Raw genomic sequence first — 15,588 nt, 5'->3', positions numbered from 1 at the left:
TGAGCCGACCACCATGACTTCCATGAGCGAAAAGGCAGCCATCTCTGAGCACTCGACCGTTTCGATTCCCGACGCCATCGCCGCGTTGCCAGGCCCTTTCCAGCAACGCGAGTTGGCGCAGGTCAACGACACCGTGGTCCGCGCCGCCCGGCTCGAGGGCGAGTTCCCCTGGCACCACCACGACGAGGACGAACTGTTCCTGTGCTGGGACGGTTCGTTCCGTATCGAACTCGAGGGCCGCGCACCGGTAACCCTCGCAGCCGGGGACATCTTCGTCGTCCCCAAAGGAATTCGGCACCGACCCGTGGCGGAGACTCGCGCCCACGTCCTGCTCATCGAACGACCCGAGACCAAGCAGTACGGAAGCTGAACCACGCTCGCCGGTGCGTCGGCGCGAGACGTAGTTGTGGGCCAGTCACAGCAATTCCGCATAGTGCCGGCCGATAATGAAAGCCGTCACATGCGCCCGCGACCCGAGAAGTTAGCTGGTCCTCCGACAGGGCGGATGGGCTTGGTGCATGCATGAAGGGGTCGTTACGTGACTTCACATTCTCGGTGGAGTGCAGTAGGGGTGGATTAAGGTGAAAATACCTATTGGTCGGTATTGATCGCTACCTGTCCAGCCGATGAATGGGGTATGAACAGCAAAGTCTCCACCGTGGCCACATTTCTGTGCCGCGCGGTCACAGCTGATTCTTTTGTCGGCACGTGCGACCTGCTGTCAAATCGTCTGGGACAGCAGTGGCGCGATATCGGTCTCCGCGACATTCTCATTTGTCGCGGAGACCAAATCAGCTGAAATTAGCCCAATATTTGCGACCGATGGAACTGGCTGCACCGCACGGGCTTTCACATTGCAGCTCGCATAATGCGGGTGTACAGATGTGAGAACGCGTGGCGGTGCGGCTGCACTGTCGCGCGGTATGGCGGGACAGCGGGATACGCCGGTCCCGTTCGCGGATATCGGAGGGCATGTGATCACGGACTCTGCGGGGGTCGAACCCTGCGCTGAACTGTGGAGATCCGATTCGGAACAGTCGGAGGAGCGTCGAGGGACCCACATATCGCGCATGGCAGGAAAAGCCTGCGGCACCGGGGCAGGAGACGCTCGATGAATGCATCCGGCGCCGTCGGCGAACGGGTGCGGGCGTTGTTCTCACGCGGTTTACACGTGACCGAAATAGATGTGGACACGCCATTGCTGGATTATGGCTTGGACTCCGTGCGGTCGGTGGAGTTGGTGATCGAGCTGGAGCGGGAGTTCGGTATCACGATCTCCGACGAGGAGGCCGCGACGCTGCATACCACGCGCGACGTGATCGACTGTGTGACCGCGAAGATGACGCACGACCGGCGCGCCGAGGCCGGAGCGCGAGCGTGACCGTGCATTCCGAGCGGCGGGAACAAGCGTCGCCCGCCGCCTCCGAGCTCTTCACCGATTTCGCCGAGTACAACCGGCCCGGCCTGGCCCAGTTGCTGCGGGCCTGTCACCTGGACATGGTGTACAGCGCGGCGGAAGGTGACCACCTCGTCCGCGCCGACGGCACCCGGGTCCTGGATCTGGTCGGCGGGTTCGGCGCCGCGCTGTTCGGGCACAACCACCCAGCGCTGGTACGCGCTGCGACGGCGCTGCTGAACCAGCAGGTCCCGTTCGTGGCGCAGGGCAGCGTCCGACCGGGCGCGGTGCGCCTGGCGCGGCGGCTGTCCGAGGCGGTCGGCGCGAGCACCGGCCGGGAGTACGTCGTCACCCTCGGATCCACCGGCGCGGATGCGGTCGAAGCGGCGATCAGGCACGCCGCGGTCGCGCACGCGCGCTCGCTCTCCGACTTGGACGCCGAAATACGGCGCACGCTGCGGCGGCTGCGCCGCGACGGCCTGCACGACGTGCGCCCATCGGCGCCTGCGGACGACGCCGAGCCGCGAACGGCCGCGGCGGTACTCACCGAGACGCTCGAGCACATCGCGCGGCTACGCGAACGCGGGCCGGTATTCGTCTCGCTGGCGGGCGCGTTCCACGGCAAGAGTGCCGGGGCCTTCGCGCTCACCGAACAAGCCGACACACCGGCCGACCTGGTGGTGCCCGGCCCGGAGCGGCGCAGGCTCGATACCTGGACGCCGGACGATGTCGCCGGCGCGTTCGCGGACGAGCTGTGCAGAGTTGGCGTCATCGGCTTCGATGCCGCCGGTGCGCCCGTTCGCACCTGGCGACGTCTGTCGCCCGTCGCCGGGGTGTTCGCCGAGCCCGTGCAGGGCGAAGGTGGTGTGCGCGAGGTCCCCGCCGCCACGCTGCGGGCCCTGCGCGAACTGGCGGACCGGCACGCAGCGGCACTGGTTTTCGACGAAATCCAGTGCGGCATGGGGCGCACCGGCACGTTCCTCGCCTCGGCCCCGTCCGGGGTGCGCGCGGACTACTACCTGATGTCGAAATCGCTCGGCGGGGGACTGGTCAAGATTGCCGCGCTGCTGGTCGACCGGCGGCACGCGGTCGCCGATTTCGGGCGCTATCACACCTCCACCTTCGCCGACGACGAGCTGTCCGCCACGGTGGCCGAAGCCGCACTGGATCTGTTGCGCGACAACCAGGTCCGGATCAGCGACGCGGGGGTGCGGCTCCGGTCGCGACTGGACTCGGTGGCCCGCCGTTGGCCGAAGGAGATCGTGGCCGTGCGCGGGCGCGGTCTTCTTCAAGGAGTCCAGCTGCGGGTACCGGAGCCGGAATCCGCGCTGCTGCGCGAGATCTGCGCGCCCGACCTCTTCGGCTACGTGGTGGCCGGATACCTGTTGCATCGCCACGCGATCCGCATGCTGCCGACGCTGTCGGCGCCGACCACGCTGCGTGCCCAGCCCTCGGCCTTCGTCAGCGACGGCGACCTCGACCAGTTGGCCGCGGCGCTGGACGACGTCGCCGCGCTGCTGCACCGCGGCGACTACGCCCTGCTGCTGGCGCACTTGGCCGCACCGGTCACGACCGAAGCCGCGGCGCTGGACCGCGCGCCGCTACCGCGGCGCGATGACGCGGCACCAGCGCGAGACCCGCGCGACCCGATCAGGGTGGCTTTCCTGGCGAACCTGCCCGAAGCCGCCGATCTGCGCCGCCTCGCCCCCGAGTTGGCGGAATGGACGGACGCGCAGTTCGCCGCGCTGTTCGAGCGGCTGCGCGCGGTGGCCGATCCGTTCGAACTGACCAGGCAGACGGTCACCTCGCCGACCGGCGCCGAGGTCGAAATGCTGCTGATCGCGGTGCCGCTGACGGCCGAGCAGATCGTCGCGCACCAGCGCGCCGGCGAGCGCACCTACGTGCGGGATCTGGTGTGGCTCGCGGTCGAACAGGCGATAGCAGCCGGAGCCAGAGTGATCGGCCTCGGCGGCTACACATCGATCGTCACCGACGCCGCGCGCGAGGTGGCGGAGGACACCGTCACCGTGACCTCCGGCAATTCGCTCACAGCAGCCTGCGCCTATGCGGTGCTGCACGCCGAACTGTCCGCACTCCCACCGGGACAGCGGCGGGTCGGCGTCCTCGGGGCGCTCGGCAATATCGGCGCGGTCATGGCCGAACTCATTGCACCGCTGGCTGATTCACTGATCCTGGTGGGCAGGCCCGGCGCCGGAACACGGCTGCGCCGGGTGGCCGCCGAACTGCCGGGCGAGGTCGCCGTGAGCGAGGATCTCGCCGCGCTGCGCGGCTGCCGGGTCGTGGTGACCGCGACCAACGCGGCCGCGCCGCTGGTCACGACCCAGCATCTCGCCACCGATCATCCCGTGCTGATCTGCGATCTGGCCGTACCCGGCGATGTGGACCCGGCGGTAGCTCAGCACCCGCACATCACCTTGCTCGACGGCGGCCGCATGGCGCTGCCACTCGGCCAGACCCCGTCCTTTCCGGAAACCGGGCTGCCCGCCGGAATCGTGTACGCGTGCATGGCCGAGACGCTGCTGCTCGGCTTCGAGCCGCGCACCGCGAGCCCGTCCTACGGCGCGCTCACCGCCACGGGCGTACGCGAAGCGCGGGAACTGGCCGCCCGCCACGACGTTCGCCCGGTTCTGCTGCCGACAGGAGCCACCACCGTGATCACCCCCACCACCGCGTCCGGTCCGACACCGATGTTCCTCGGTGCGGCCGGCTTCACGCCGTCCCGGGCGGGCGCCAAGGCCGCCACACTGCACGAGTTGCTCTCCGACGGCTTCGCTGTCCCACCCGGCTTCGTCATACCCGCCGACCTGGTCCTGGACGCCGTCTCCGACGACGAGCTCACCGGCTGGGTACGGGCGATCGGCGGTTTCCCGGTGGCCGCGCGCTCCAGCGGCGTACTCGAGGATCTCGACGACGCCAGTTTCGCGGGACAGTACGAGTCCTACCTGGACATCACCGACGCGGCCGCGCTCAGGACGCACATCGAGCAGTGCCGGGCGTCGGTGCGCAATGAACGGGTGCGGGCCTATCTGTCCCGGCATGGTCTGCCCGAGGCGGACGCGACGGTCGCCGTCCTGGTGCAGCGCATGGTCGAAGCTCGTTGTGCCGGCGTCGGTTTCAGCATCGATGCGCTCTCGGGCATCGAGGAGCACGCGGTGGTGGAGACCTGCCACGGCGTGGGCGAGCGGCTGGTCTCCGGACAGGTCGCACCCACTCGCTACACCCTGCGGCTGTCCGACGGAGCCGTGGTGGCACGCGACGCGGGGCACGAGGACGTCCACCTGGACGCCGCCGACACCGCGGCGCTGGCTGCGCTGCTGCTCACCGTGCAGGCGCGCCGGCACCGCCCGCAGGACATCGAGTGGGCGATCGACGGCGACGGCACCCTGTGGCTGCTGCAGTCACGCGCGATCACCGCGATCAGCTGGCGCACCGACATCGACCAGTTCTCCGATGCGGACCTCCGGGACGGCGGCGTCTCGGCACGGGTGTGCACACCGATGATGTTCTCGTTGTACGACAACGCCTTCCAGTACTCGATGCAGCGGTTCTTCGAGGGGCTCGGGCTGGCCGAGCCGGGGCCGGAGCCGGACTGGATGGCCATGTACTACGGCCGGGCCTACTGGAACGTCAGCGCGGTGAAGCAGTGTTTCCGCCGCATTCCCGGCTTCGACGAGCAGCATTTCGACGACGATCTGGGCGTCCTCAACGAATACGGCCCGCAGGGACCGATTCGCACCCCGAACACGCCGTTGACGATCGCCCGCGCACTGCCCGTCGCCTTGGCTGTGCAGCGCAGCTACCGCCAGCAGCTCGACGCGGTCGACGCGTTCGCCGCGAGCTGGCCAGCCAAGTACGCGGCCTGGCGGGAACGGGTACGCGCGCTGCCGCGGACCGACGAGGCGACTTTCGCCGCCGACCTGGCCGATTGCCTGCTCACCGTGCACGCCGCCACCGAGCGCACCTACTTCACCACCATCTACCACAACTCCAGCCTGCAAACCGATTTCAAACAGCTGCTGGACAAAGTGGACGCGGCCACCGGAGCGACCACCTCGGCCATCGCCCTCATGGGCGGCCTGGCCGAGATCAGCCATATGGCGCTGCAACGCGGCATCGTCGAATTGCATCGAGTGGCAAGGGAATCCGGTCTCGACAGCCCGGCGTGGAACGAGGCGCTCGCGGCGTTCCTCGACGAGCAAGGTTTCCACGCTGACGCTGAACTCGACCTGACCTGCCCGCGCTGGTCGGAGGACCCGCAGCGAGTGCGGTCGATGATCGCGGTGATGCTCGACAACGGGACCGCGCCTGCCGATCCCGCGGCCACCCTGGTGGAGCAGCGCAAACGCTACGAGTCCGAGCTCGCGGCGGTGCGTGCCCGGGTCCGCGCCCGGCCGACGACGCGGGTGCGGTATGCCAAGGCGCTGGACAAGCAGATCGACCGGATGCGGCGGTATCTGGTCGCCCGTGAGCGAATGCGCGAATTCTCCTCGCAGTACTACGCCGTGGTCCGCGCGTACGTGGTGGAGGCGGGTACGCGGCTGGCCGCCGCGGGCGTGCTGGCAGACGCCGATGACGCGTTCCAGCTGACCATCCACGAGCTGACCGATCTGGTCGCGGGCCGAGTGGCCGTCGCCGACCTCGCGCCGGTGATCGCCTACCGCCGTGCGATGTACGCGGGCTACCGCGATCTGACGCCGCCGCACGAACTCGGCGGCGGGGTGACCGTCGCGGCGGTGCGTGCGGTGGGCGATGGCGACCTGTCCGGCCTCGGGTGCAGTCCGGGCGTCGCCGAGGGCACGGCCCGGGTGATCACCTCGCTCGACCACATCGACCAGCTACGCGAGGGTGACATCCTGGTCACCCGGTTCACCGATCCGGGGTGGACGCCCGCGCTGGGGTTGGTGGCGGGCGTGGTCACCGAGGTGGGCGGCATGCTCTCGCACGCGGCCGTGATCGGACGCGAGTACGGCATTCCGGCCGTGCTGAACGTGGCGGGGGCGACGACGGCGGTGCGATCGGGTCAGCGCATCCGGGTCGACGGCGGCGCGGGTCTGGTGCAGGTCCTGGACGCCGGCGATCCGGCGGACGAATCAGCCCTGAGCGAGTCGGTCTCCGACACACCGCGATCGGACGCCGCTACTGGCGAGGCGCCGGAATCAGACCCGACGCCGAGCCTGGCGAAATCGAAAATGGTCACGCCTACAACGACTCTCGTCACATCGCCGCGCATTCCGCGCGGCTCGGGAAAGGAAACGACACTGACCGCACGCAAACGTCTCATCTGCCTCGCGGGTGGCGACGGTTCGGGCAAGACAACGCAGGTGGCCAGGATCGCCGCAGAGTTCGAGGCGCAGGGGCACAGCGTTGCCGCGGTGACGATCTGGGACGCTTTCCTCGACCCGAAGGTCTCCTCGAAACTCCCCTGGGGCAGTCCGGCCGAGATCTACGGCTACCTGCAGTTGCTCACCCCACTCAGTCGCGCGCACTTCCTGTTCCACGCCATGCAGCTCTCGCTGGACCTGGCCGCCGAACGCGACGCGGACATCGTGCTCGCCAACGCCTATTGGTACAAGTACTACGCCACCGAGGTCGCGCACGGCGGTGATCCGGCTGTGCTGCGCAGTCTGGCGGCGGGCTTCCCGGAACCCGACCGCACCTTCTACCTCGCGGTGCGGCCGCAGGACGCACTGGCGCGCAAGCGATTGCGCAGTGACTACGAAAGCGGCTACGGCGACGAGGAGTCGTTCCTGACCTTCCAGCAACGCAGCCATGAGGCGCTCGACGCGCTCTCGGACGAGCTCGGCTGGATCCGCCTCGACGGCGCCGCGGCGCCCGCGGAGGTCACCCGCGCCGTGCTCACCCAGCTGCGTGAGGACGACCGATGAGCACGCCACACACCCGCCGGGTTGCCCTGGTCGGCATCGACGGCGCGGGCAAGTCCTCGGTGCTGGCCGGGCTGCGCGGGCTGGCCGAGCCCGCCGGGGCCGGCCGGTTCGCCTCGATGACCTGCCCCGACTTCCACGACACCAGGGACGTCCCGCTCGCGGATCTGTCCCGGCAGCTCAGGGCGTTCAGCGTCGGCTGCGACGAGATCGGTGACGTGGCGATGAAGGCCACCGCGATGTACCTGCAGATGACCCTGTTCGGCCCGGTCGAGCAGCACTTCCTGCGCACCTGGTCACCGGATGTGCTGGTCTGCGAGCGGCATCCGCTGATCGAACTGCTGGTGTACGGCCCGCTGTACGTGGCGCTGGCCGGCACCGACGGACGCTGCCGGGAGCGGGAGGACGAGATCGCCGCGGTGCTGGAACGGCATCGTCCCGGCACCTTCGCCGACATCCTGGCCTGGCAGCACGCCCAGGCGGCGCGGCTGGGCAGTTCGCCGGACCCGTGGCTGCTGCTGTCGGAGATCGCCGAGCTGGTGGAACGCGACATCTCCGGCGCGGTGTCCGGTTTCGCCGAGCGGTTCCGCACCACGCTGCCCGATGCGGTGCTGTGGCTGGACGCGCCACCTGAACAGGCCGCGGCGCGTTGCATGCAGCGGTCGGGGCACGGGCCCGTCGAGGCCCACGAGACGGCGGAGCGGCTGGCCGCTCTGCGCAACGGCTACGAGCGGCTGCGCGAAACCCTCGCGACCGCGTTCCCCGAGGTGGGATTCCACCGCATCGACACCGCCGACGGCGTCGATCTCGCGGAATCGGTGCGCGCCTGCGTGACGGAAGGGAAGTTGCTGGGATGAGCACCCGTGGTGAGGTCGGCGCGGCCGATCTGGAGGCGCGGGTACGCGCGATCGTCGGGGAGGTGCTGTGGGTGTCCGCCGCCGACCTGGACCCGGCGACACCGTTGATCGACTACGGACTCGACTCGCCGACCGCCATCGAACTGACCATCCAGCTGGAACAGGCCTTCGCCGTGACCATTCCGGAGGATGTCGCCGTCCGGCTGACCACGGTCGCCACGATCGTGCGATACGTCGAGGACCAGGCATGAGCACACCATCCGACGAGCTGCGCCCGGCACACGCGAGCATCGTGCACGCACTGCTGACAGGCGGTGAGCGGGGCGCCGCAGCGGCGTCGACGATCATCACGGCTGAGCGTGCCTCGGCGCACGACGCCGACGAGATCGCCTGGCGGCACGACGATCTCGTGCACGTGGCGAGCCGGGCGGCGGCCGGGCTGGCCGACGCCGGGGTGCGCAAGGGTGACCGAGTGCTGCTGTGCCTGCCCACCTCAGCGGAGTTCGTCACGGCGTTCTTCGGCGCACTGCTGCTCGGCGCGGTGCCCACCGCGATCGCCACCCCGGGCGGATTCGGAGCGGCGGAGATCTTCCTGGACCGTTTCACCCGGCTGCTGGCCTATCTGGAGCCCGCGGCCGTGGTGGCCGCCGGATCGGTATTCGCCGGTCTGCCGCTGCCCACGTCGGTGGCGGCGATCGACGCCACGGTGTTGCACGCGCTGGCCGGCGAGCCGGACACGCCCGCACTCGAACCCCGCCTGCCCGCACCGGACGATCTCGCGTTCATCCAGGCCACTTCCGGCTCGACCGGCACACCGAAGGGCGTCCAGGTCACCCACGCGAATCTGGCCGCCAATTGCGAGCAGATCGCCCGCGCCGCCGCGATCGGCCCCGGCGACACCTGGGTGAGCTGGCTGCCGCTGCACCACGACATGGGCCTGATCGGCGGATTCCTGACGCCGCTGTACCGCGGCATCGACGCGGTGCTGATCCCGCCGAGCCGCTTCCTGCGTCACCCGGCCGACTGGCTGCGCGCCGTGCACCGGCATCGGGGAACGCTCACCGCCGCGCCGAATTTCGCCTACGGCTATGCCGCGGCGCGGATCGCCGACAGCGAACTCGATGGGGTGGACCTGTCCACGTGGCGGTTCCTGTTCTGCGGCGCGGAACCGATCCATCCGGCGACGGTGGCACGGTTCGTCGACCGGTTCGGTGCCTGGGGACTTCCGCCCGACGCACTCGTGCCGTGCTACGGGTTGGCCGAGGCGTCCCTCGCGGTGACCGTGTCACGGCCGCGGGCTCCGATCGCGTACGACTCGGTGTCTCGCCGGGCGCTCGTCGAAGACGGTGTGGCCATGGATGTTCCGGCCGGCGATGGCGACGCGCTCGACATCGTCGACTGCGGCGCGCCCGTGCCGGGCACCGAAGTCCGGATCCTGGACGAGAACGGTGCACCGAGCGGCCCGGATCTGGTCGGCCGCGTGCAATTCCGCGGACCATCCACCACGCCGGGCTACTTCCGGATGCCCGAGGCTACCGCCGCCACGTGCGAGGACGGCTGGTGGGACACCGGCGACATGGGCTATCTGCGGGATGGACGACTGCGAGTCACCGGGCGGCGCAAGGATCTGATCATCATCCGCGGTGCGAACTATCTGCCCACCGACTTCGAGATCGCCGCCGAACAGGTGCCGGGCGTGCGGCCCGGCGGCGTGGTCGCGGTGGGACGGACCGACGCCGACGGAATGTCGGAGGAGCTGCATCTTATCATCGAATCTTCCTTTGCGCCAGAGGAATACGATGGGCTGGCCCGCGCCGTACGCGCGGCGGTGAGCAAACGCACCGGGGTGCTGGCGGCAGGTGTGCGAGTTGTCGCGCCGCGCAGCATCCCCAAAACCACCAGCGGCAAAGTGCAGCGCGCCGCGGCGCGGCACCTGCTCGAGGACGATCCGGACGCGTTGGTCGGCGCCGGGCACGGGGGAGACGCGGCGCGATGACACTGCTGACCCGAAACGGCGACCGCCGCTTGGACGGTCCCGTTCTGCGACATCCGCTCGGCGCCTACCCCGACTATCGCGCCGACCCGCTCACCTTGTTCTACGAGTCCGCGCTCGCTCACGGCAGCGTACGGCTGCGGCTGGCACACCAGCACGTGCACCTGCTGGTCGAGCCGGAGCATATCGAACAGGTGCTGGTCACCCACGCGGCACGATACGAGAAGGGAATCAGCTACCGGAGCCTGAACCATCTGCTCGGCCCCGGCCTGCTGACCAGCGGCGGCGAACTATGGAAACGCCAGCGCGCCTTGATCAAACCCGCCTTCGCGCGCCGCCACGTGGAGACCGAGATCCCGCTCATGGTCGAGTGCGGACAACGGATGCGTGCCCGCCTGGACACACGCGCCGCGGAGGGCGCGGCGTTCGATCTGGTGCCCGAGGTGATGGGGTTCGCCGCCGACGTGGTGTGCCGCGCGGTGCTCGGCGCGGACATCGACGGCGTGCTTCCGCAGATCGAAGACGACGTGCGCCAGGGTGTTTCCTGGGTGATGCAGCACATGGCCGCACCCATCCAGGTGCCGCCGCAGGTGCCGACGCCGGGCAATCGGCGGCTGCACAGCGTGCGGCGGCGGTTGCACCAGGTGGTGGACGAGGTGATCCGGCGGCATCGGCACACCGACGGTGACGCCCACTCGCTGCTGGCCCGGCTGCTCGCCGCGCGGGACGACGCCGGGCATGCGATGGACGACGCGCAACTGCGGCACGAGGTGCTGACCTTCCTGCTGGCCGGTCACGAGACCACCGGAGGGGCGCTGGCCTGGACGGTCTACCAGCTGTGCCGCAACCCCGCCGCGCTCGACCGGGTACGCGCCGAGATCGACATGCTGCCGGGCGGCCTGGACGATCCGGACGCCGTGCGGGCCGCGCTGCCCGAGTTGGAGTACACCGGCCGCGCGATCGACGAGGCGATGCGCCTGCACCCTCCCGCGTGGGCATTCAGCCGCACCGCGCTCGAGCCCGACAACTTCGACCGGTTCGACCTGCGTCCCGGCGCGATCGTGGTGATCAGTCCGTTCGTCAACCATCGGCTGCCCCGGTTCTGGGACTCGCCACTGACCTTCGACCCCGACCGGTTCACCAAAGACCGGAACCGGGCGCGCCCGCCGTTCCGGTACTTCCCTTTCGGCTGGGGCGCGCATCTCTGTGTCGGTCAGCAGATGGCACTGATCGAGATCCGCGTTGGTCTGGCGATGCTGCTGTCCCGCTACGACATCGAACTGGTGAACGGGATGCGGGTGCGCGAGCACCCCGAGATCTCGAACACCCCCGACCCGGTCCTGGTCCGGCTGACCCGGCGCGAGCGAGCCGCCGCGGCAACCCGGACCACACAGGAGGCCGCCCGATGACCAGTACAACCACCGGCGCGATACTGCGCGCGGAAACCCTCGCCACGGACCCGGCAGCCGAGGCGCACGCGGGCGCCAAGGCGGCCAACCTCGCCAGGCTGCACGCCGCCGGGCATCGTGTACCGCCGTTCGCGGTGGTGAGCACGGACGCGTGCGCGCGGGTGCTCGCCCCGGCGACCGATTCCATCGCCGACCTGCTGGCCGGTCTCGACCCCGACGATCCCGCCGCGTTACGGGCCGTCTCGACGCGGATCCGCGCGCTCGTCGAGGGACTGGCGCTGCCTGCGGACATCGCGGCCGAGCTCGATGCGGTGGTCGCCGAACTGTCCACCGCCGGATCATCCACGGCGGACGTGCGATTCGCCGTCCGCTCGTCGGTCCGCGGTGAGGATTCGGCCACCGATTCCTTCGCCGGGCAGCTCGACACAGTGCTCAACGTCGCCGCCGCCGGCCTACCTGCCGCGATCGGCACCGTCCTGGCGTCGGCTTGGTCGGAGCGTGCGCTGTTCTACCGGGCGCGCCGTGGTCTCGACGGAACGCCGATCGCCTGCGCCGTCGTGGTGCAGGTACTGCTCGACAGCGCCGTGTCCGGTGTGGTGTTCAGCTGCAATCCGCAGACCGGCGATACATCCGAGGCGGTCGTCGCCGCGGCACTCGGGTTGGGCGAGGGCGTGGTGGCGGGGACGGTCGACTGCGACACCTACTTCGTCGATCGCACCACACGCGCCATCACATCGCGAGTCGTCGTCGACAAGCACAGCCGCGTGACGCCGTCGCAGGACGGGACGGGCACCGCCGTCGAAGATCTCGGCGACCCGGTGTCCACCGCCGCGCTGTCGGACGCGCAGGTCCTCGAACTGGCCGAGATAGCAGGCGAACTCGCCGACCACTTCGGCTCACCCCAGGACATCGAATTCGCTTACACACCCGAGGGGCGGCTGCATCTGTTGCAGGCCAGGCCGGTTACCGTGACCGGTGCGGGGGAGACCATCTTCGACAACGTCAACGTCGCCGAATCGTATCCCGGACTGTCGAGCCCGCTCACCTTCTCCGTCTTGCGGGCGGCCTACGAGCAGGTCTTCCGCGCGTGCCACCGGGATTTCGGCGCCACCGCGCGGATCGTGCAGCGCAACGCCGCCGATCTGTATCCCTACCTGGTGGGGACGGCGCGCGGCCGGATCTACTACAACATCAGCAACTGGTACCGGCTCTTCCTCGAGATCCCCGGCATGGAATTCGCCATCGAGGGCTGGGAGGCCGCACTCAACATCGAGAACCGATACCGGCGGCCGGACGCGCCCGCCCGTGGCATCGCCCGGGTGCGCGCGACCGCCTTGCGGCTACGGGTGTTCGCGATCATCTCGCTCGGCTGGCTGCGGCTGCCCAGGCGGCTGCGCGCATTCTTCACCGAACTGGCGGCGGCCACCGCCGACCTCGATCGCCGCCTGAGCCCGGACACGCCGGAGCGCGAACGCGACGCACAGGCGTTGCTGGCCTGGTTGGAACGCTTCTTCGCCGAGCTCGTGCCCGCGTATTCGGTGCAGATCTTCAACGACTTCCTCGCCCAGCAGATGTTCCATGTGGTCGGTCTGCAGCTGAGCCGCGCGGGCCTGGCCGAGGACGCGGCGCTCACCTTGCGCAACGAGTTGTTCTGCGGTGAGGACGGTGTCGACAGTGTCGACCCGGTGCGCTCGGCGCTCGCGCTCACCGCCCGGGTGCGCACCGATCCGGCGCTGCGCGCGCTATTCGACGGCCCCGCCACCGCACGCGAGGTGTGGGCGGCGCTGTCGGAGGACCGGTTCGCGGAGTTCCGCGCCGCCTGCCTGCGCCACATCGCGGAGTTCGGCGATCGCACCGTGGACGAGCTCAAGCTGGAGACCGATCCGCTGGGCGAGCACCCAGAACGTCTGGTGCCGATGCTGCGCAACTATCTGCGCGGCGGGCAGAACGCCGACGACATGATCGCGCGAGAGCAGGCCATCCGCCGCGCGGCGGAGCAAACGGCAACCAAACTGTTTGCGGGTAAAGGACTGCAGGGCAGAGCTTTCCGGCTCACGCTCCGGTTGGCGCGTGAACACGTGAAGCAGCGGGAGAACATGCGGCTGGGCCGCAGCCGCTCTTTCGGCTTGGTGAAGCGGGTGTTCCGCGAGTACGGCAGACAACTGCATACCGCAGGGCTGCTGGACGATCCGCGTGATGTCTTCTGGCTGACCTACGAGGAGATCACCGCCCTCACCCGCGGGACCGCGGTGGACACCGACGCCGCCCGTACCGTGGCCCTACGCAAGGCCGACCACGATCGCTGGCGCGCGCAACGACTGCCCTCCCGCATCGTCACCACGGGGATCGCGGCGGCGGGCATCGTCGACCCCACGTTGGAGGAACCGGACGAGGCTGCCGTGGCCGGCGCCCGGGTTCTGCGCGGAATCGGCTGCGCCCCAGGCCGTGTCGAAGCTCCAGCGCTGGTGCTGCGCACCCCCGACCCGGACGTGGCGATCGATGGTCAGGTGCTGGTGGCCGCCACCACCGACCCGGGCTGGGTGTTCCTCATGGTCGCCGCGGGCGGCCTGGTGAGCGAGCGCGGCAGCCTGCTCTCGCACACCGCCATCATCGGACGCGAACTCGGCATTGCCACGGTCGTCGGCGTCCCCGGCGTCACCAAGCTGGTCGCCAGCGGCGACGTACTGGTGCTGGACGGCCGGGCCGGAACCGTAACGCTCGGACAGGAGCAGCGAGCATGACCGCTCCCGATCTCGCCCATGGCGAGAATTTCAGCCTCGAACACTATCTCGACCCTGCGGCACACACCTTCGAACAGCGATTCGCGGAGTTCCGCCCCTATGTGGAGCACGCCCGCGGCAGCGGATTCGTGCTGCGCGAGGTGGCCGGTCCCTCCGGCGCGGTCGTGCCGGTGCGCGATCCGGCGACCGGCGGGACCGACGAGTTGATCATGCTCGGGTCCAACAATTACCTCGGCCTCGGCAATGAACCGCGGATCGCCGAGGCAGCCATCGCCGCGATCCGGGAATACGGTGTGGGGCACGGCGGCCCGCCGCTGCTCAATGGCACCACGACGCTGCACCGCCTGCTCGAGGAACGGCTGGCCGAGCTGAAGGGCAGCGAGGCGGCCATGGTGTTCTCGTCCGGATACGCCGCCAACGTCGGCTGGGTGACCGGTCTGCTGCGCAAGGGCGACGTGCTGCTCTACGACGAACAGAGCCACGCGAGCCTCTACGACGGCATTCAGCTCGGCCGGGTGCGTTCGATGGCCTTCGCGCACAACGATCTACGGCACTTGCGCCACCGGCTGATGCAGATCCGGTGGCGTAATCCGGGCGCGAACGTCGTGGTGGCCGTCGAGGGCGTGTACTCGATGGACGGCGACATCGCCCCGCTGCCGGAGATCCGCGCATTGTGCGACGCGTTCGGCGCCTGGCTGGCGGTCGACGACGCGCACGGCACCGGGGTGCTCGGCGCGCACGGGCACGGCACCGCCGAGCACTTCGGGCTCGGACCAGGCGCCGTGGAGCTGTCCATGGGCACCTTCTCGAAGGTCTTCGCGGGCACCGGCGGTTTCGTGACCGGCTCCAGGGACATGGTGGACACGCTGCGCTTCTTCGCTCGGTCCTACATGTTCTCCGCCGCGCTCGCGCCGCCGGTCGTCGCGGCGGTGCTCGCCGGGATCGGCTTCCTGGCCGAGCATCCCGAGCGGGTACGGCAATTGCACGACAACGTGGCGTATTTCGTGCGTGGCTTGCGCGCCATGGGTTTCGCGGTGGATCCGCAGACCGCGATCATTCCGATCCTGGTGCCGCAGCGCCTCGCCGTCGCGGACGTGGTCACCGCTCTGCATCGCGAGGGCGTGTTCGTGAACGGCGTCGAATTCCCTGCGGTGCCCCGCGATCAGCAGCGCCTGCGGATCAGCATGATGGCCACCCTCACCCACGACCACCTCGATCGCGCGCTGGACCGGATCGACACCGTCGCCCGCCGCTTCGGCTTCCATCCCGAACAGGAAGGGATCGCCTGA

General features: G+C 69.5%; 9 protein-coding genes. All 9 read left to right on the top strand.

The annotated features are described in order from the left end of the window. Positions 1-22 precede the first annotated feature (22 nt). The 9 genes from NA4_RS09065 (at position 23) to NA4_RS09025 (ending at position 15,588) form a co-directional block, all read left to right on the top strand. Complete coding sequence (locus tag NA4_RS09065) at positions 23-370, top strand: cupin domain-containing protein (RefSeq protein WP_067466975.1); 348 nt, start codon at positions 23-25, stop codon at positions 368-370. 741 nt (positions 371-1,111) lie between these two features. Next, positions 1,112-1,381 (top strand): acyl carrier protein, encoded by a 270-nt coding sequence (locus NA4_RS09060; RefSeq protein ID WP_067466972.1) that lies wholly within the window; start codon positions 1,112-1,114, stop codon positions 1,379-1,381. Then, entirely contained in the window at positions 1,378-7,302 is a 5,925-nt protein-coding gene (locus tag NA4_RS09055; protein ID WP_067466969.1) for an aminotransferase class III-fold pyridoxal phosphate-dependent enzyme, read from the top strand. Before NA4_RS09060 ends, NA4_RS09055 begins: the two co-directional genes overlap by 4 nt. Beyond that, positions 7,299-8,156, top strand: coding sequence for a hypothetical protein (locus tag NA4_RS09050; protein ID WP_067466967.1), 858 nt, complete (start codon positions 7,299-7,301; stop codon positions 8,154-8,156). The genes NA4_RS09055 and NA4_RS09050 overlap by 4 nt, the downstream gene beginning before the upstream one ends. Next, positions 8,153-8,407: an acyl carrier protein gene (locus NA4_RS09045; protein ID WP_067466964.1), complete on the top strand. Its 255-nt coding sequence runs from the start codon at positions 8,153-8,155 to the stop codon at positions 8,405-8,407. Before NA4_RS09050 ends, NA4_RS09045 begins: the two co-directional genes overlap by 4 nt. After that, complete coding sequence (locus tag NA4_RS09040; RefSeq protein ID WP_067466961.1) at positions 8,404-10,152, top strand: fatty acyl-AMP ligase; 1,749 nt, start codon at positions 8,404-8,406, stop codon at positions 10,150-10,152. Before NA4_RS09045 ends, NA4_RS09040 begins: the two co-directional genes overlap by 4 nt. Beyond that, positions 10,149-11,558 (top strand): cytochrome P450, encoded by a 1,410-nt coding sequence (locus NA4_RS09035; RefSeq protein WP_067466958.1) that lies wholly within the window; start codon positions 10,149-10,151, stop codon positions 11,556-11,558. The genes NA4_RS09040 and NA4_RS09035 overlap by 4 nt, the downstream gene beginning before the upstream one ends. After that, on the top strand, positions 11,555-14,299 hold the full coding sequence (locus NA4_RS09030; protein ID WP_067466955.1) for a PEP/pyruvate-binding domain-containing protein: 2,745 nt from the start codon (positions 11,555-11,557) through the stop codon (positions 14,297-14,299). The genes NA4_RS09035 and NA4_RS09030 overlap by 4 nt, the downstream gene beginning before the upstream one ends. After that, a complete protein-coding gene (locus tag NA4_RS09025) occupies positions 14,296-15,588 on the top strand; it encodes an aminotransferase class I/II-fold pyridoxal phosphate-dependent enzyme (RefSeq protein WP_067466952.1) in 1,293 nt (430 codons plus the stop codon). Before NA4_RS09030 ends, NA4_RS09025 begins: the two co-directional genes overlap by 4 nt.

Origin of the sequence: Nocardia amamiensis NBRC 102102 (assembly GCF_001612745.1) — a bacterium.
Taxonomy (GTDB): Bacteria; Actinomycetota; Actinomycetes; order Mycobacteriales; family Mycobacteriaceae; genus Nocardia; species Nocardia amamiensis.
Note: the sequence above shows the minus strand (reverse complement) of the source record. Positions and strands in the feature narration are given on the sequence as shown.

Bases quoted from the DNA above. Each gene is read 5' to 3' on its own strand.
- NA4_RS09065 (WP_067466975.1), top strand. From the start codon at position 23: ATGAGCGAAAAGGCAGCCATCTCTGAGCACTCGACCGTTTCGATTCCC.
- NA4_RS09060 (WP_067466972.1), top strand. From the start codon at position 1,112: ATGAATGCATCCGGCGCCGTCGGCGAACGGGTGCGGGCGTTGTTCTCA.
- NA4_RS09050 (WP_067466967.1), top strand. From the start codon at position 7,299: ATGAGCACGCCACACACCCGCCGGGTTGCCCTGGTCGGCATCGACGGC.
- NA4_RS09045 (WP_067466964.1), top strand. From the start codon at position 8,153: ATGAGCACCCGTGGTGAGGTCGGCGCGGCCGATCTGGAGGCGCGGGTA.
- NA4_RS09040 (WP_067466961.1), top strand. From the start codon at position 8,404: ATGAGCACACCATCCGACGAGCTGCGCCCGGCACACGCGAGCATCGTG.
- NA4_RS09035 (WP_067466958.1), top strand. From the start codon at position 10,149: ATGACACTGCTGACCCGAAACGGCGACCGCCGCTTGGACGGTCCCGTT.
- NA4_RS09030 (WP_067466955.1), top strand. From the start codon at position 11,555: ATGACCAGTACAACCACCGGCGCGATACTGCGCGCGGAAACCCTCGCC.
- NA4_RS09025 (WP_067466952.1), top strand. From the start codon at position 14,296: ATGACCGCTCCCGATCTCGCCCATGGCGAGAATTTCAGCCTCGAACAC.